The following is a 20,132-nucleotide window of genomic DNA, read 5'->3' on the forward strand; positions in this document are numbered from 1 at the left end:
TAGTCTAAAATTCAACATGATATTATGAAACACCTTTACTTAATTATTTTGCTACTATTTAACTATCAGTTAGTTTTCGCTCAAAAAGCTGCATCAAATTCACCTGTATGTATTGGGAGTACAGTTTCGCTGACTGCCAGTGGGGGAAGCTCCTACAGTTGGACAGGACCCAATGGCTTTTCTTCAAATCTCCAAAATCCTTCGATACCCAATGCGACCGCATTAGCCTCTGGAAGATATACTGTAATCATTGACCAAAAAAGCTTTACTCAAGAAGTAGTTGTGGGGCAACGCCCGCAGTATCCAAGATACATGTTTCAAGAAATTACAGGCGCAAAATTGTCGTTAATCTCTGTTCCCGGGTTAGAATCCGACTATATAACCTATGCTTGGACAGGCCCCAATGGATTTAGTAGCAATGACAAGATACCTGTATTTAAGGGTTTTAATGAGAATGTACAAGGACTATATAAAGTAAAAATAACAGATGATTACGGTTGTATTCAAAAGGACTCGATTAATATCAAACTCACAAATGCAGATTGTCCTTATTCCTTAACAGCATTACTTCAGTCAAGTCAGACTGGTACAAGTAAGGAAATTTATATAGCATCATCATCTCCTCGTGATTACACTTTCTGTAAAAATACATTTGATAAATTAACCATCGATACTACCTACTGGGGAAGTGATGTGAAGGTTACTTGGTTTAAAAATCAACAGCAAGTTTCAATAGGGACACCAACAATTGGTATAGACACTGATGGAACTTATAGCGCCATTGTGACAAAAGGTACATGTAGGTATGTATCTTCTCCCATTAATATCAAGCTAACAGCCAATACATCAGTTTTAATAACGACCAGTGTAAATAGCAATATTATTTGTGATAAAAATGGCTCAATAACTTTGAATGGTAGTGCTGATGGGCAAACTGTAGACCAAAACTATGTGAATTGGCAATGGTTAAGAAATGATAAACCTATCGACAACACATCTCGATCAAGTATTACGGTATCAGATGAGAGTACGTACAAATTAGTAGTACGTGATGCGTTTTGCTCAGGTATATCGGAAGGTTTTGTCGTAAAAAAGACTAATAAGATAGAGGCTAATCTATCTATTAGAACTAGCGTTCTTAATAAATATGACACCAGGGAGTATTTGGTTTGTAACGACTGGTCAGATTACACTTATTTGTGGGTTGAAGGAGCAGGAGCAAAGCAGTTATTTCTAGACGGAAAGCTCATTGGAAGTTATTCTGAATGGGAGACACTCGTTTCAACTGATGATAAATTTGGAACTTTTGTACTGAAGGTACAGAATGGTGCCTGTGAGGCTTACGACACATTAACGATTACGAAAGGAAGTAAAGCAACTGCAGTACCCATTAGAAATAGCATAATGAACTTTGACATTTGCAAAAACCCTAATGAGGCTACGTCCTATCTTTATATGAAAGATTATATTGGTGGTGATTGGAGTAGTATTTGGTATAAAGATGGACAAGAGTTTAAAACTGGATATGGTACATCCATGAGAGAACCTGGGGTATACCAGTTTATTGCTAAAAATAGCAAGACTGGTTGTGTGGCTCAAAGTCAATTATTAACTATTTCTCCAGCTAAAACACCATTTGTCTATAAAACTTTTGAAAAGAAGAATATAAAAATTTGCACAGGTAATGAATACACACTGTCAAGCCCAGAGTGTCAGAGCACTTATATTACTCAAATATGGAAAAAAGATGGTAAAACTATTTCGCCAGATACCGATAATCCTTGTAACTTAACAGTCAGTGAAGGAGGGAAGTACTGGGTAGAATGGCAGTTACAAGATTGTACTAATTACTCAGATACAGTAACAGTTGAAATTACCCCAACACTAGCACAGCCAATATTAAGTATGAGCTGTAATGGAACCTCATGGCAACTAAACGCTGGTTCTAGTACTGCTAATACCTTCTTTTGGTACTCAAAGGGAGTTTATTTAGGCGCAACTACTTCTCCAAATTTACCAATAGGTCAAGGAGGTAATAATAGCTATCAAGTTGTGGCATATACACAAGGAAGCTGTCCCTCCATTTCTTCTTTTTTGAATGTCAAGAATATACTTGCAGTCGAAAAAAGTATGATAACGGCCTGTTCTGGCACACCGTTCACTTTGTCAGCACAAACCAATTTGAAAAATATTCAGTGGAGTGGACCAAATAGTTTTACTTCTTCAAATGCACAATTTCAAATACCTAATCCTTCACTTGCCAACAGTGGTGTTTACACAGTAAAAGCATGGGATACCCATATTGCTTGTGCTCTTACAGCAGATGTTTCAGTGTATGTATCAGCCGTTCCTACAATGACTTATGTTTCGACTCTAGAGGCTTGTGAAGGATTTACTTTTAAGTTTCCTAATCCTTTGTCTTTACCTGAAAATAAGAATGTATCTTTTCCTGCTGAAACCTACGAGTTATACGGACCAAATATCAATCAGAAGGGTACATTAAATACCTTTGATGTTACAATTCCTGTTTATAACAAGATCTATGAAGGGACTTACACGCTGGTAGGTTACTCCCCTTATTCGTCGTGTCCTGTGAAAGTTACCACTCAATTAAAAACTGTATCTACTTGCAAAGACCTTCAGATAGACCAACAAACTCTCAACTCCCTTAAGCCACCTTGTCCTAACGGAACATTTGATTTACCCTTCACTTTGATAGGAGATTTTCCTTCTAATCAACAGATTGTGGCTAAAATGGAGAAAAATGGTGCCATTATTACAGTAGGTACTGGAACAAGTAGCCCCGTTAAAATTACGATTCCTCAATGGTTTGATATAGCCAATGTGTGGGTTGAAACATCAGATGGAAGTGTTGTTTCTTCCAGAAGAACCCTTACCATCAATTCAGTAGATAAAAATAGTGTACCCCAATTATTACCATCCTTAGAGAGTGAACTGATTAGTAAAACCAATTTTTCAGGATGTGACTCGCTGGTATTGAAGATTGCCAATATATCTGCTTTAGCGCTGGACAAATCAAATACTCAATGGTTTTATAATCAAACTTTGACCACGACAAAGGATTTAAACTATACTGTCAAACAGAATAAAGGAGGGCAATATGCTGTTCAAGTAGCATTTGCTTCGGGCTGTTCGTTAAAAAGTGAGGAGGTAAATGTTAGCTTTCAATATATTTATCCACCCATTAATGTTTACACTTATAATAACGATAACTATTTGTATTGTGGCAGAGAGAGTATGACTATTAGAGCCAGCACATATAATAATGCCACCTATTCTTGGAGTCGGAATGATACGCTTATTGCTACAACAAAATCGCCAACTTTAGAAATTAACAAGGAAGGTGTGTATAAGGTATCGATGTCTCTGGGTGCCTGTCGTTCAAATTCTGAAACCTTGCAAATTAATACCCGAAAAGATAAACTAATACCTGTTTCTACTTATTTGGGAGATATGGCAGTAGCACAACCTCTTGCTTGTAATTCCACCAATTATGTTCTCTATTCGAGTATAATAGAACCCAAAAGTATCGTGTTTTCTTGGTTAAAGAATGATGTTAAAATTCCTAATGTAAACACTGAGAATTTGCCAGTAACTGAGTCGGGGAGATATAGGCTTCAAGTAAGCTCAGGAGATTGTTTTGGGTTATCAAATGAGGTCGTGATTAATAATCCATTAGTACCACCCACTATTGAATTTTCTATTACTACATTAGCTGATGATCTAAACCGTTACAATAGTATTCAGCCAGATACCATCAGTATTTGTAGTGGAAGTGGTATAAACCTAAGTTTTTCGATGTTTAATAATCTTACTTCGGAGCAAGAGAAAAACTTGGTAAGTGGTACCCAAACATGGTATAAAGACAATCAAGTTATTTATGTTCATAAATATGAAAATAATACCAATACCACCTCGTCTTTTTCAACTAATACTTTTTCCACTTATTCCTATGATTGGGGTCAGGCAGGGCTTCAAGAAGTTGGTACCTATAAAGTGGTGGTGAGTACAAAATTTAAAGATGGTTCAAGTTGTGATTTTTCTTCAAAAAACCTTACGCTAGTCTGGGCAAAAGATACCGTTGGTCTTCGATTTATTCATTCAGGCTTAAGTACCGCATTGTATCCTAACGTAAGAGAATTAAGAGCATGTTCTAATGAGATAAGACCATTTGAGGAATATATAAAATCAACGACGGGAAGGGTTAATGTAGCGAAATATACGATTCAGAAAAATAATGTAACGGTCAAAACAACCACATCCTTAGATACACTAAATAAGTTTACGATTTCTGAAAAGGCGACCTATCGCTTGATTGTAAATTATGTAACAGGTTGTGTTGCTAAAACACAACCAATCAATTATTATCCTAATTCAATCAAGGTTGAGCTAAGATCTGATTACCCTTTTTATATTACGAATGACTCTCTGAAAATTTGTAACACAATAGATGATAGCATTGAATCATCGATATATGTTGCTGCTTCAGACCAGTTTTCAAAAAACTATCAGTACGTATGGTATAAGGACAATAGTCCAATCAAGAATACAGATGCGCATGTGAAACAAGTCTCTGAGGGCATTTATCAGTTGAAAGTATCTTCAGGAAATTGTACAGGCGAATCAAAAAAAATAGTTGTATATAAACCTAAGCTATCCTTGCCCATTACTCCTGCAGATTCTGCGTATTTCTGTGAAGGTAAAACGGTAGAATTGAAATTGCCAGAAGCAAAAGGATTACGATACCATTGGCAAATGAATCAACAAGAAATCGAAAATGCCACGACCGCATCTTTGATAGTAATTAAGTCAGGAGTTTATCGTAGTTTAGTTTACGATGAAAAATGTTGGGATATGAGCCCATCTGTTAAAATTGGGCAACTACCCAACATCCCAGCTACAGCCAGTATCTCAGGCGATCAGTCGATTGATTATGGCAAGGAAGCCAAGTTGAAGGTAGATTTGGGTTCTCACGCCCCATGGACATTTAAGTTGTCGGACGGACGAGAATTTACTGCTCAGAAAACACCATTTGAGATTACGGTAAATCCTTTATCAACAACCTCCTACACACTTTCAGAGGTGAAAAATATTTGTGGTACAGGCACAGTAAGTGGTACAGCCAAAGTAACTGTATTGGTATTAGGTATAGAGGAGGAAAGCGGTATTCATGTGGAAGTATATCCCGTTCCTGCCTCAGATTATTTGACCTGGAAAGTTAGAACCGATAAGCCTGCTTCTTATGATTTACGCCTAAGTGATACCCAAGGACGAGTGTTAGAGGTACAACATAATACCGCTCGTTCCCAAGCGCATGAAGGACAATTGAATATTAGTATATTACCAGCAGGCGTTTATTTTCTGCAAATGACTGTAGGAGGTAAAACTTTTAGCCGTAAGGTGATAAAGGAGTAATGAGTTTATAATGAAGCTGTTTAAACTTTATTCACCTGTAATGAGAAAGTGTAAACAGCTTTAGTACATAAAAGTAGGTGTCCAAAACTGATATTTATCAATTTGTGACACCTACTTTTATTATACAGAGGAAATGACTCTATGCCTAATTTTGCGGGTTTTTCAGGAAGACTTGTTTTGAATAAGACAGGTTTATATCGTATCTCACTTGAGATAGATTTTTAAAGAATTTTGCAAAATGACACAATCATCTATAGAAATCATGGCTCCAGCTGGCTCTTGGGAGTCGATGATGGCCGCTATCAAAGCAGGGGCAAATTCAGTATATTTTGGGGTAGAACAACTCAATATGCGTGCCCGCCAAACCAATAACTTTCTTGTCGATGACCTGCCCGAAGTGGCTCGTGTGTGTGCCGAACACGGTGTCAAAAGTTATATCACGCTCAATACCATTATTTACGATCATGATATTTCTTTGATGCGAAGAATTATCGATCAAGCTAAAGAGGCAGGAATTTCTGCGGTGATTGCTTCTGACTTGGCTGTGATGAATTACTGTCGCAAAAAAGGGATGGAACTCCATATCTCTACACAGTCCAATATTACCAATATCGAAACGGTCGAATTATATGCTGATTATGCCGATGTGGTGGTGATGGCTCGTGAGTTGACCTTAAAACAGGTTGGCGATATAGTAAAAAATATTCAACGAAATCAAATTACTGGCCCATCGGGCAACTTGGTACAAGTTGAGATTTTTGCGCATGGTGCTTTGTGTATGGCTGTTTCTGGGAAATGTTATTTGAGTTTACATTCTCATAATGCTTCGGCAAATCGTGGAGCTTGTATCCAAAATTGCCGTCGAGAATATACAGTCATCGATAAAGAGGAGGGCATTGAGCTTGAAATCGATAACGAATATATCATGTCGGCAAAGGATTTATGTACCATTGATTTTTTGGACAAAATCATTGACGCAGGGGTGAAGGTCTTAAAAATAGAAGGCCGTGGACGTGCTGCCGATTATGTATTTACCACTACGCAGTGTTACCGACAGGCTGTGGATGCTATCGCAGAAGGTACTTATACGCCAGAAAAGATTGAACATTGGAAAGCTGAACTTAGCAAAGTGTATAATCGAGGCTTTTGGGATGGATATTACCTAGGTCGTAAAATGGGCGAGTGGAGTAACCAATACGGTTCGGTAGCTACTCAGAAAAAGGTATATCTAGGAAAAGGAGTGAAGTATTTTGAGAAAATTGGCGTTGGAGAGTTTTTACTCGAAAGTCAAGATATTAACATAGGTGATCAGTTAATTATTAAAGGACCAACAACAGGATATGTGGAGGCTGTAGCAGAAGAAATTCGAAATCATGAGGGAAATCCAGTAGCAAAGGCAAGTAAAGGCGAAACCATAGCGATACGTGTGGCTGAAAAGATTCGTCCATCCGACAAACTTTACAAAATTGTGCCTGCTCATGTTTAAGTTGATTCATTACCGAAACCGTTGTATTGGTTGCAACGCATGTGTTGAAATAGCCTATCATCGCTGGCGTATGTCCAAAAAAGATGGCAAGGCAGTCTTGCTAGGTGCTATCGAAAAAAAAGGGATTTATCAAGTTCAGCTTAATGAGGACGAACTATCCGAAAATGAACAAGCTTTAGAGGCTTGCCCTGTAAAGGTCATTCAGATTGTGAGATAGTGGGCTTGGGATAATATGATTTTCAGATATAAGTAACTGTTTTCAATAGATATCCGTAGGTGCGACAGAAAGTGATTTTGGTGCCCGTCACCTACGGAGCTATTTCAGCACTAGTACTTTTAATTTTTACTTATTGGTAATCAACGCCAGAGCAACTTTTTGACTCCCCGCTCCTTTTAAGCTTCCTTTAGCCACGAGGGTATAAATTTTACCAGTAGCAATCGATACCTTGTCCATTTGGAATAATAGCGAATCATTGCTTGCATCTTTTACTAGAAATGTGTAGTTCGAGCCTGGCGTAATTGCTTCAAAAGTCTGCATTCCAGTAAAACCCGTTTGTGAAAACAAAGGAGTGTTCTGTCCTTTTATATATAAATGTAAGCCCTTGCTCTCTGCCATAAAATTGGCAAAACGAATATGAGCAAACTTAGGACTGGGTTTGGATAAATCGTCATTGTAAACCATAATAGAAGGATTGGCTTTAGTGCCAGCCACAAATGCGGTGTAGTTACCTTGTTCTGATAAGGTAATTTCTTTTTTTGCCATGGTAGTTGTCGAACCTTTAGCGCTAAAACTTAACTCCATTTTATTCGTTGGGGAATCTTGGTAGCCAAGCTCGGTCATAAAGTCAATATCTTTATCAAGAAACTTTTTGGTACCTAGGTAAAAACTCACCGCTCCACAATCTGTACAGGCGTTGAATACCGATAGTTTTGCGGGTTTGGGTTCTACGTTGGGATTTACCTCGTAAACTTTCTTACAAGAAACGGACAATACTGCCACAAGAGCAAAAGAGATGTTTGTGAATTTCATAAAAGAGAAGGTTTAAATTTATCTCAATGAGGCATGACTTCAGAGGATGGTTGTAAACCTTTTCTGTATTTAACATTCTTTAACAAGCGAAGCCTAGAGGCAAAAAATAGCAGGGTCAATAGAGAGAAAGTATTATAAAACTGTACGTATAACACTATAGAACAGTTCTTGTGAAAGAATTTCTACGATAATACAAATTCTAGAAATGCAAAGTAGAGTTATCCCCAAAAAGCCTATCCTGCTTTATTAGCAATTGTCAACAACTTTATACAATTCAAAAAAATATATTAAAAAAACAATTTTTTATTTTTTTAATTAAGAAATAATTTTAAAATTTACATCGTGAAATATGACCTATTTAACACGTCGTTGCACTTTACGTAGTTAAATTCTTAAGCTCCTTTGACACATCTCAGTGTTGTTTTCACAAAAAATGAATGTTATAATCAGTTTTCTATAAATAATTAAGTACAATCACCCAGTTGAAACAATTTGCTAGGAAGGGCCGCTCTTAGTCGATGTTAAACATTTATTCCAAAAAACATATATATATCGGTTGTTGGATTGATTAGTTCTCTTTTGCTCTATAATTTTCGTTACAAAAGCACAAAAGCTGTCTTCTAATACCCACACAAAAAATTAAGTATGAAAGTGAAGCTCCATAGGATTGCTCATGTCCGTTGAGTAACCATCCTGTAACTATTAGCTTCTGAATTTTTAAATTATTTTATGAATGTAACAAATGCCCTGATAGTCATGGTGTTATGTTATTTGCGTATGCTTTCTAGTATAAGGGTATCCAAAAGTACTCTCATGTTACTGTGTGTTATATCCACAGGCTGGCACTTATATGCTTTATTCGAAACCAACAATTTAAACCAATTCTAAATCAATAAGTTACCAAGGCTACTATAGCATATAATCACATTTCCAGAAATCTTATCTTAATTCTGCAAGACTTTGTCTTGCATCGAAGGACTACGTATATACTTATTGTTTCACTTTGAGTCATTAGTCTAAAGCTTTTTGAAGAAGTTTTTTTTATAAACAATTGATTAAACGTTTAAGCAAAGAAAGGAGGTACATAAGCAACAAAAAAATCGCTTCAATATCATTGTTACATTTTTCCAAACACTATTTCTATGAACAACAAATTACTACAAAAACTTACAGGGGTAATTGCCCTGTGTTGTCTATTTTTAATTACTTGGACAGCCCAAGCCCAAGAAAGAAAAGTAACAGGTAAAGTTTTGTCAGCGGCCGACGGACAAGGTTTACCTGGCGCTTCTGTCATGGTAAAGGGTACCAAGGTGGGGGTTGCTACAGGCGCAGGAGGAGAGTTTACAATCGCAGTTAAAGGAGCTAGCGATGTCTTACTTATTACGTCTGTAGGTTTTCAAAATCAAGAAGTTAGAGTGGGAACTCAATCTAGTATTACCGTAAGATTATCTGAAGACGTGGCCAACCTGACAGAGGTGGTTGTAACAGGTTATGGTACGCAGTCAAAAAGAGATATTACGGGTGCTGTAACTACAGTGAATGCTAAAGATTTACAATCTGTTCCTGCAACTACGTTTGCTCAACAATTACAAGGTCGTGCCTCTGGTTTGAGTATCGTGAACGATGCTACACCAGGAGGTAACGCTACTGTTCGTATCCGCGGCTTCGGTACGATTGGTAACAACGACCCTCTTTTCATTATCGATGGTGTACCTACTGAAAATCAAGGTAACCTTAATCCAAATGACATTGAAACTATTCAGATTTTGAAAGATGCTTCTTCTGCGTCTATCTATGGTTCACGTGCTGCCAATGGTGTAGTAATCATTACTACGAAAAAAGGAAAAGCGGGTGTGCCAAAAATTACTTTCAGTGCTTATTATGGTAGTCAAAAAGTATCAAATGATGTACAATCTTTGAATGCTAAGGAATTAGGTCAGTATTTGTATTTGGCAGATAAATATGCAGGCAAAACACCTTCGCATGGACAATATACATTTGGACCAAATGGTGAAGTAACTATTCCTGACTATGTTTTCCCAAGTGCTGGTAAAGCTGGTACACCTGGGGTAGATCCTAAGTTGTATTCACTGACACCAGATAACATTTATGCTATTACTAAATCAGCAGATACCTATTGGTGGGGTGAGCTAACACAAACTGCTCCGATTTCAAACTACCAATTAACAGCATCTGGTGGTACTGATAATAGCCGTTATGCTTTGTCTTTGGGTTATTTTAGCCAAGATGGTGTCGTAAAATTCATCGGTTATGATCGTTATACTTTGCGTACCAATACCGAATTTTCAGCCTTGAAAAAACGCTTGAGAGTTGGTGAAAACTTTACAGTTTCAATCGATAACCGTAAAGGTGGATACAATAACAACGAAGAACAAAACGCAGTTTCGGGTTCGTACAAGCACCATCCATTATTGCCAGTGTATGATATTGCAGGTAATTTTGCAGGTAGCCGTGGTGCCAACTTAGGTAACAACTCAAACCCTTATGCTACATTGTATCGTCAAAAAGATGACCGTTTGTATCGTATGCGTGGATTTGGTAACGTATTCATGGAGTTTGATATTTTGCCAAACCTTACTGCTAAGACTAGCTTTGGGGTAGATGTTACTACTGAAAACAAGAAAGAGTTAGGTCGTGCCAACCCAGAATACGTAGAAGGTAGCTTTAACAATAGCTCTACTTCACGTACCAATTATGACTACCAGTGGGTATGGCAAAATACCTTGTCGTACAACAAAACATTCAATGAGTCTCACAAGGTTGATGCGTATGTAGGTCTAGAATCTATCAAACAATTTGGGGAGTATTTTGGGGCAAGTCGTAATGGTTATGCTTTCGAGGTTGTACCTATTATGAGCTATCTTGACCTTGGCGACCCAACAAAGGTTTCTAACTATGGGTCAGTAGGTAATGACTATACTTTGTCATCACAATTTGGTAAAATTAACTACTCTTACGAAGGTAAGTATTTGGTTCAGTTGATTGTTCGTAATGATGCTTCATCTCGTTTCTTGTCTGCTTCTCGTAATGCCTTTTTCCCTGCGGCCAGCTTAGGATGGCGTTTATCTGAAGAGAAATTTATCAAAGATCAATTACCGTTTTTCAATGATTTGAAATTGCGTTTTGGTTGGGGTAAAACAGGTAACCAAAAAATTGGTAAGTACAATGCTTATACAACTTATCGCTCTGATATTTACCACGCTGGTTATCCTATCGACGGCAATCAAACTACGCCAACGATTGGTTATGATGCCAGTGCATTTGGTAACCCTAATGCAAAATGGGAATCAACCACTTCAACAAATATCGGTTTGGATGCAGCATTATTTGGTAGCAAATTGACTTTTGAATTGGATATTTGGAATCGTAAGACTACCGATATGTTATTCACAACACCTATTACCTTTACAGCAGGCGATGCAACGGCGCCAGCTTTCAACGTAGGTGGAATGACGAACAAGGGGGTTGATTTTGGAGTAAACTACAAAAACTCTGTAGGTGATTTCCGTTATGGCATTGGCGCTAATATTTCTACGTATCGCAACAACGTAGACAAACTAGATGCTAGTCCAAATACTCGTTACTTCGGTTATGGCTCTCGTGTTCCTGCGGTTACTGTAACACAGGCAGGCTTGCCAGTTTCTTCTTTCTATGGTTATAAAGTATTGGGTATTTTCCAATCTGATGATGAAGCCAAAGCTTGGCCAGCTTATGGTGACTACAATAAGGCAGGTAAATTCAAGATTGCAGATATTAATGGCGATGGCAAAATCACGGACGATGACCGTACCATTATCGGTAATCCTCACCCAGACTTTACTTACGGTTTGAATTTCAATTTTGGTTATAAAAGCTTTGATTTGACTATCTTCTGTAATGGTACACAGGGTAATGATGTATTTAACTATACTCGTTATTTCTCTGACTTCAACACTTTCCAAGGTAACCGTTCGAAACGTGCATTGTATGATGCTTGGCAACCAACCAACAAGTCAGGTACTGTACCTATCATGGATGCCAACGACCAAATCAGTAGCCGTCCATCAAGCTATTTTATCGAAGATGGTTCGTATTTCCGTATCAAAAACGTTCAACTTACTTACAATTTGCCTCGTAAAATTGGTAGCAAGTTAGGTCTTGACAATGCTCAGGTGTATTTGCAAGCACAAAACTTGGCAACATTCACGAAGTACTCTGGACTAAACCCTGAAATTCAGACAGGTTCAGACAATACTTTGGGCTTTGATGGTGGTTATATGCCAGTTTCTAGAACCTTCATTTTGGGTGTTAATCTAGGATTCTAAGCACGATAACATTATCTGATTTGTAAGAAAATCAATGTTCGTTTTTACCAAAAGAGAAAAAATATGAAACGTAAAAATATTATAAAACTTTGCTTGTCGGCTGGTCTCGTTGTTGGTATTGCTACTGCATGTAGCGATGAATTCTTGACACGTGAGCCACAAGGTCAATATAGCCCATCGTCTCTCCAAACGGCCAAAGGGGTAGAAGGTATCCTCGTGGGTGCTTACGCCATGATTGATGGTCAGGGTTTGGATGGACAAGATGCTTGGAATAACGATATTCAAAGCTGGGTATTTGGTGGAATTGCCTCTGATGATGCCTATAAAGGTACTGATGCGGGTGACCAACCAGAACAATCTTTTATCGAAAAATGGGATTTTCAACCTACCAACAACCATATCAAAAACAAGTGGAGAGGTTTGTTTAAAGGGGTTGCACGCTCAAATGATGTGATAAATACCCTTAAAAATGTAAAGGATATTGGCGATGATCGTCGTAAACAAATTGTAGCGGAGGCTCGTTTCTTACGCGGACTTTTCCACTTTGAAGCCAAAAAAATGTGGAAAAATATCCCATATATTGATGAGACTACATATAATTTGAACGACTTGGAAAGTACCAAAGTGCCAAATGATAAAGACGCTTGGCCATTTATTGAAGCTGATTTCAAAGCTGCGATGGATGCCTTGCCTGCGACTCAAGCACAAGTTGGTCGCCCAACAAAATGGGCAGCAATGGCTTTCTTAGCAAAAGCTTACATGTATCAAGGTTGGAATATATCGACTGGTGCAGCTAATACGGCTAAATTACAAGCAGCAAAAGCATTGTTAGATCAGATTGTAGCGAGTGGTAAATTTAAGTTGATGGATAATTTCAGAGATAACCATGATGCTAATACTCGTAACAACGCAGAGTCTATCTTCGAAATTCAGTATGCTTCTTCTAGTGCAAGCGGTGATGCCGCTAATGCTGGTGTAGGTTTGGCTCACCCATATACATCGCCTTGGGGTTGTTGTGGTTTCTATCAGCCATCTCAAAACTTGGTAAATGCCTATAAAACAGACGATAATGGTCTGCCTTTATTAGATACCTTCAATAACTCTGATGTAAAGAATGACCAAGGAGTTGATTTAGATGCAGCATATACGCCGTATGAAGGTATGCTTGACCCTCGTTTGGATCATACAGTAGGTCGTCGTGGAATTTTGTTTATTGATTATAAAATCCATAACCGTGATTTTATCCGTGACCAAACGTATGCAGGTCCTTATTCTCCGAAAAAACACATTCCTTCAAAAGCCTTTACTGGCGTAAATGGTTGGGCAAACCTTACAAGTAACAACTACCGCATTATGCGTTATAGTATGATTTTGTTGTGGTTAGCTGAATGTGAGGTAGAATTAGGTAACCTTGAAAGAGCAAGAGACTTGGTTAACCAAATTCGTGCTCGTGCTGCCAATCCTGCTGGTTTTGTTCAGAAAGCTACGCAAGGAGCTACTCGCGATGCCTACACATTGGTATTTGATTCAAAAGGTGCTCCAGTGCCTGCTGCCAACTACAATGTGAAGCCTTACGCTTCGGCTTGGTCAAGTCAGGCTACAGCTCGTAAAGCAGTTCGTTTCGAAACTCGCTTAGAATTTGCGATGGAAGGTCACCGTTTCTTTGACCTTGTACGTTGGGGTATTGCTGCCGAAACATTGAATGCATACAATGCCGTAGAAAGCACTAAACGTGTTTACAAAAAAGGTGGCGTATTTGTAAAAGGTAAACATGAGTTTTTCCCAATTCCTCAAGAAGCAATCGACCGCTCTGAGAAGGATGGTAAACCAACCCTTACTCAAGACCCAGCTTATAAATAGATTGGATTGATAACTGAAAAATGGTGTCTTTACAGAGATGGTACCCTGTGCCATCTCTGTTTTTACTGTATATAAAATTGTTAATCAAGTGTTAGTGCAAAATTATATTTAAGTTTTTTGTCTTAGGGATAAGGCAACAGGCACAAGGCAAAGAGTGTTAAAATGTTTTTAACGACCACAGACATGCCTTTTCCCCAAATTCCACCGCCGAAAGCCGATACATGAAAGCTTAAAGCACAATTTTAAACTTTATTTTACGTACAAACTTAACTAATAACTTTTTTACTTATAATATGCCTCAAACCTCTACCGTAACTGCATACCGTTTTCTATATTTAATCACCCTAGTAGGCTTAGGTTTACTAGGGCTTTATGCTTGTGGAAGTGCATCAAAAGATGGGCTTTTCAAGAAAATTGATCCCAAAGATTCTGGTATCCATTTTTCGAATCGTATTTCTGAAAATGATACCATGAATATTCTGACGTTCGAATATATCAATAATGGGGGAGGAGTGGCTATGGCTGATTTCAATAATGATAGCTTGGTAGACGTGTATTTCACAGGCAATCATGTTTCTAACCAGCTATGCCTCAACGACTCTAAAACGAATCAACTACATTTTAAGGATATTACCAAAGAAGCAAAGGTGACAGGCGAAGGTCGCTGGTGTGCTGGTGTGGCGGTTGTAGATATCAATCAAGATAATTTGATGGATATTTACGTTTGTACAACTGCTCGAAAAACCGCTAGTCAGCGAGCTAATTTGCTGTATGTCAATCAGGGGGTAGATAGGGCAGGAATCCCACATTTTAAGGAAATGGCGCAAGAGTATGGTCTTGCCGATACAACACATTCAACCCAAGCCGCTTTTTTTGATTATGACAACGATGGCGATTTGGACGTGTATATAGCAGTAAATGAGATGGCGGATGTTCGTTTCCCTAATATGTATCATCCTCGTGTTTCTGACGGAAGTTCTCCTTTGACTGATAAGTTGTATCGTAACGATTGGAATCCAACACTGAAGCATGCCGTTTTTACAGATGTTTCGCAAACAGAAGGTATTCTCTTTGAAGGTTTTGGTTTGGGTATCAATATTACAGATATCAACCAAGATGGCTGGAAGGATGTCTACATCACCAACGACTATCTGACCAATGACCTGCTGTATATCAATCAGCATGAAAATGGTAAACACATTGGTTTTAAAGATGAAGCCGCTTTGTATTTTAAGCATACCTCACACTCTGCGATGGGGAATGATGTGACAGATATTAACAACGACGGTTTGGTTGATATTTTGGCTTTGGATATGATGCCTGAGGATAATTATCGTAAAAAGATGATGACACTAGGTAACAATTACCAAGCCTATCAAAACAACGAAAAGTTTGGATATGTATTCCAATATCCTCGCAATACCCTTCAGCTCAACCGTGGGATAAACCCTTATACTCACCGACCAGTATTTAGCGAAGTGGGCTTGTTGACTGGCTTGGCAGAATCTGATTGGAGTTGGACGCCACTGGTTACTGATTTTGATAATGATGGTTTACGAGATGTGATTATTACCAATGGTTTTCCGCAAGATATTACTGACCAAGATTTTATGGCGTACCGTGCCGAAGTGGGGGCTTATGTTGCACCTGTGCAGTTGTTGGATTTAATTCCTTCGGTAAAAGTCAAGAATAAAGCTTATCGTAATAAAGGTAATTTACAATTTGAAGAAGTGACAGAATCTTGGGGAATCACCGAACCAAGTTTTTCAAATGGCGCTGCCTATGCGGATTTGGATAACGATGGCGATTTGGATTATATCATTAATAATATCAATGATTCGGCTTCGGTTTTTTGTAATAATGTACGCCAACAATTACCAGAAAAAAGTAACTACCTGCGTCTCAAATTTGTAGGCAATGCTTCTAATAAAAATGGACTAGGTGCGACGGTGAAGGCTATTTATGGTAAAGGAGAACAACAATTCTATGAAAATACACCTTACCGAGGTTATTTATCCTCAGTAGAAACTGGTGCGCATTTTGGACTAGGTTCTCATAAAAAAATAGAGCAATTGGTCGTGACTTGGTCAAGTGGATTGGTGCAAACGATAACGAATGTGCCAGCCAATCAACAACTGGTTTTATATGAATCTCAAGCTAAGCCAGCTACAAAATCGGAACCGAATACTGACTTTCTTTTTACCAAAAAACAAGAACGAATAGAAAAAGACTTTGTACATGAAGAGGAGGATTTTATAGATTTTAATGTTCAAAAACTCATTCCGCATAAATTATCTCAATTGGGGCCATGTATAGCGGTTGGCGATGTCAATCAAGATGGGTTGGAGGATTTCTATATGGGAGGTTCGTTTCGTCGTAAAGGTGTGTTTGGATTGCAAAGACCTGACGGAAGTTTTGAGAAAAAAGACTTATTACCCGAAAAAGCGATTGATAAGAATTGGGAAGAAACGGGAGCCTTATTGTTCGATTTGGAAAATGATGGCGATTTAGATTTATATGTTGTAAGTGGAAGTAATGAATTGCCTGTGGGTGATAATGGCTATCAAGACCATATCTATATTAATCAAGGTAAAGGAAAGTTTGTACTAGGAAATGGTATTTTACCAAGTTTCTTGAAAAGTGGCTCTTGTGTTAAAGCTTGCGATTTTGACCACGATGGAGACCTCGACCTCTTTATTGGTGGACGTGTCGAACCCAATAAATACCCTAAAGCCACCAATAGCTATATCCTTCGTAACGAAGCACCATTATTGAAATTTTCCGATGTGACAACGACCATGGCGCCTACTTTGAAAGATATAGGATTGATATGTGACGCCTTGTGGACAGATTATGACAATGATGGTTGGGAAGATTTGCTATTAGCAGGAGAATGGATGTCGCCAACTTTTTTGAAAAATAATAAAGGACGCCTTCAGAATACTTCGAATACAGAGTTAGTAAACTATAAAGGTTTCTGGAATAGCATTGTTTCAGGCGACTTTGACAATGATGGAGATATGGATTATGTGTTAGGGAATCAAGGTGAAAATACCCTTTATCGTGCTAGCGACGATATGCCTGTAAGACTATATCATGGTGATTTTAACACAGATGGAAGTTATGATGCCATCCCGACGGTATATCTTAAAGACACCTTGGGCAAGCGCCAAGAGTTTCCATTTAATACGCGTGACGATATGGTGAAGCAGATGATTCAGACTCGAAAACGTTTTGATAAGTATCATAAATATGCCAAAGCTACTATCCATGAAGTCCTTACCCCAAGCGAATTGAGTACAGCTACGATATTGACTGCCAATTGGACAAAAACAAGTTACGTTGAGAACTTGGGCAATGGCTCTTTCAAGCTGAAAGCTTTACCAACGGTAGCGCAATTTTCGAGTGTCAATGCCATGTTAGTATCCGACTGGAATGCCGATGGTAATTTGGACTTATTACTCAGTGGCAATGATTATGGCAATGAAATCAGTATTGGTAGATTAGATGCAGGGATGGGTGAAGTATTACTAGGAGACGGCAAAGGAAGCTTTAACACTTTCCCATTAGCCAAAACAGGGTTATGCCTCGATGGAGATACCAAAGCTTTGGTAATGATTCCAACAGCGAAGGCGCAAATAGGATTATTGAGTTCGCAAAATAGAGGAGCTTTAAGAGAAATCCTTTTATCACAAAAACCTACTAAAATAATTCCTTTGCAAGCCAAAGACCAATCAGCCATTGTTTGGTTGAAAAATGGTAAAAAACGAAAAGAAGAGTTTTACTATGGCAATACCTATCTGTCGCAATCCGCTCGTAATCTGTATCTTAATTCAAGTATAAAACAGGTTCAGATTACGAATTTCAATCAGCAGAAGCGAGTTTACTAAAAAGAAAAGTTTATAAATTTTAAAGAGCACCTAGTCCAAGTTTTAGACTTGAGCTAGGTGCTCTTTAAAATTTCACGGGTTTAAGTTTTTGACTTGAGCTAGCTGATTTTGGCGTTTAAGGTTATAGCGTTTTATTTCCTTTATTTATTCCCCTTGCGTTAAATACGTTTGGTCAACGATATTTTTAATAATTATGTCTAGTTCTACAGTCGCTTCTTTTAAGTACTCCAAATACATATTCATGCTGGAAGAAGAACCCGATTCGAGTAGTAAATTGGTAATTCCCATGATATTAGCCAGTGGTTTTCGTACTTCGTGGGATTGTTGCCAAGCGATTTTTCTGAATAATTCCGAATGTAATTGTAGCTTTTCTTCTTGTTTGAGCAAAACACGAACGTCTCTTGCTGCTATGACAATGGTTTTATTGGTATTAAACCTGTAGGCATTGATGGTTATGTCCACGGTGACAAGTTCGCCTGCCTTATTAATTGTAGAAATAAATCTTTCTGAGGTAAGATTAGTAAAAAAGGCATCAGAATTTTCAAAAAATGGACTACTTTCTCTATCATCAAAGTAGGAGCAATAAATGATACTTCTGAGGTCTGTTCCTATTAATTCTTGAGAGGTATAGCCTAGCAGTTCCTCTGCTACAGAATTGAGTTGAATCACTTGGAAATTTTTGTCAAGCACAGCCAGTGCGATAGGCGTATTTTCGATGATATTTTTAAACCTGATTTCACTTTCATGAAGCGCTAATTCTAATTTCTTTTTCTGTGATACATCCAGAGACAAGATTGCAATACCAATCATTTTGTCACGCTGATTTTTGATGGGAAACAACTTTATTCTAAACCAGTGGGTTTGTCCGTTTATACCACTAATCGGGACTTCTCTGTCAATCATTTTTCCAGATAGGGCCAACTTTAATAAAAACTCTGTTTGTTCTTTATCTTTTTCGCTAACAATATCTAAAATGTTATTCCCTTGTTTGAGTAGATGGATATTCTCATACACAGATTGTTTCAAAATTGCTTCGTTGTAGTACAAAACACTTAAGTCGTCTTGAAGAAAAAGGATACCTTCGTGAGCTTCAGCAATAATACTTTCGAAGTAGTGCTTTAAATTGGCGATTTCATCAGATAATGCGCTAGGATGTCCAATATGGTTGAATGAAAAAAGAGCACCTTGAATAATGCCTTGGCTACTATAGAGCGCTTGCCCTTTGATTCGATATTGGATAGTAGAAGCTTGAGTGAGACTAGGTACGGTAGTATCAACTTTTTTGCCTGAGATAATCTCTTCAAATAACTGATGATATTTTTCGCTCTTGACGGGAAGTTTATACGCAGTAATCAGTTGCCCTTTTTGTAAGGACTGTGGATTAAACCATTTAATCATTGTTTCGAGATGAGCATTGTACGAAATAATCTCATGAGAAGGGGAAACAAATAGGGATGGTTCTTCGCTAAAATTGAGCATAGTCTGGACTACGTCGACTAGATGGGAGTTAAGCATAGTAAGGGATATAAAATGATAGGTTCAATAATGATGTGTTATAGGTAATTAAATTACCATTGCAAAATTATTATAGATACCTCAATATCCGAATGTTGTAATGCTTTTTAAACTACTCTACTGGTTCAAGTCCAATACTTGAACCTATTTTTTAGACCTTTCAAACTATTCACTTGCCACATTGATATGCTTTTCTTGATGCTCAAAAGCCCAAGTCGCCATGGCGTGTATGACAGGAAGGAGTTTTTTCCCAGATTCACTCAATTGGTAAGTCACAAAAGGAGGCACAACGGTTTTTGCTTCTCTGATTAACAATCCATCTGCTTCTAACTGCTTCAAATGCTGAATTAATACCTTTTCTGTAATAGCAGGAATCGCCTTTTTGAGTTCACTGTATCGTTTACTTTCAGTAGATAAATGATAAATAATGATAGGCTTCCAGTATCCTCCAATCTTTTCCATAGTAAAAGTTACAGGACACAGTTCCAAGGCTGTTTTCTTATTTTGTTGTATTGTCGATGATTCTTTGATGGCTGTCATTAATACATACTTTAGGGTAAGTACTTGTAAAAAAGTAAGTACAAAAATAC

9 protein-coding genes are annotated in these 20,132 nt (G+C 37.9%); 6 read left to right on the top strand and 3 right to left on the bottom strand.

Annotated features, from left to right (window positions below):
- Positions 1–24 precede the first annotated feature (24 nt).
- The 3 genes from QM491_RS01790 (at position 25) to QM491_RS01800 (ending at position 7,139) form a co-directional block, all read left to right on the top strand.
- Positions 25–5,436 carry a T9SS type A sorting domain-containing protein gene (locus tag QM491_RS01790; protein ID WP_283325542.1) on the top strand — a complete coding sequence of 1,804 codons (5,412 nt, stop codon included), beginning with the start codon at positions 25–27 and terminating at the stop codon, positions 5,434–5,436.
- Between the two features lie 238 nt (positions 5,437–5,674).
- On the top strand, positions 5,675–6,922 hold the full coding sequence (locus tag QM491_RS01795; protein ID WP_283325543.1) for a peptidase U32 family protein: 1,248 nt from the start codon (positions 5,675–5,677) through the stop codon (positions 6,920–6,922).
- Complete coding sequence (locus QM491_RS01800) at positions 6,915–7,139, top strand: ferredoxin (protein WP_283325544.1); 225 nt, start codon at positions 6,915–6,917, stop codon at positions 7,137–7,139. The genes QM491_RS01795 and QM491_RS01800 overlap by 8 nt, the downstream gene beginning before the upstream one ends.
- Before the next feature lie 126 nt (positions 7,140–7,265).
- On the opposite strand, the gene QM491_RS01805 is transcribed toward QM491_RS01800, so the two are convergent.
- The gene (locus QM491_RS01805; RefSeq protein WP_283325545.1) at positions 7,266–7,952 is read right to left on the bottom strand and encodes a DUF4397 domain-containing protein; all 687 of its coding nucleotides are present in this window, start codon (positions 7,950–7,952) and stop codon (positions 7,266–7,268) included.
- A 1,142-nt stretch (positions 7,953–9,094) separates the two neighbouring features.
- Between QM491_RS01805 and QM491_RS01810 the strand changes: the two genes are divergently transcribed.
- The 3 genes from QM491_RS01810 (at position 9,095) to QM491_RS01820 (ending at position 18,027) form a co-directional block, all read left to right on the top strand.
- Positions 9,095–12,277 (top strand): SusC/RagA family TonB-linked outer membrane protein, encoded by a 3,183-nt coding sequence (locus tag QM491_RS01810; protein WP_283325546.1) that lies wholly within the window; start codon positions 9,095–9,097, stop codon positions 12,275–12,277.
- Between the two features lie 63 nt (positions 12,278–12,340).
- Complete coding sequence (locus QM491_RS01815; RefSeq protein ID WP_283325547.1) at positions 12,341–14,137, top strand: RagB/SusD family nutrient uptake outer membrane protein; 1,797 nt, start codon at positions 12,341–12,343, stop codon at positions 14,135–14,137.
- A 293-nt stretch (positions 14,138–14,430) separates the two neighbouring features.
- Positions 14,431–18,027, top strand: coding sequence for a VCBS repeat-containing protein (locus tag QM491_RS01820; RefSeq protein ID WP_283325548.1), 3,597 nt, complete (start codon positions 14,431–14,433; stop codon positions 18,025–18,027).
- A 144-nt stretch (positions 18,028–18,171) separates the two neighbouring features.
- Here QM491_RS01820 and QM491_RS01825 read toward each other — a convergent pair whose 3' ends face one another.
- Together QM491_RS01825 and QM491_RS01830 are read right to left on the bottom strand one after the other, a co-directional pair.
- Positions 18,172–19,506, bottom strand: coding sequence for a PAS domain S-box protein (locus tag QM491_RS01825; protein ID WP_283325549.1), 1,335 nt, complete (start codon positions 19,504–19,506; stop codon positions 18,172–18,174).
- 201 nt (positions 19,507–19,707) lie between these two features.
- Complete coding sequence (locus QM491_RS01830; protein WP_283325550.1) at positions 19,708–20,082, bottom strand: winged helix-turn-helix transcriptional regulator; 375 nt, start codon at positions 20,080–20,082, stop codon at positions 19,708–19,710.
- Positions 20,083–20,132 lie beyond the last annotated feature (50 nt).

This window comes from Flectobacillus longus, assembly GCF_030056705.1.
GTDB lineage: Bacteria > Bacteroidota > Bacteroidia > Cytophagales > Spirosomataceae > Flectobacillus > Flectobacillus longus.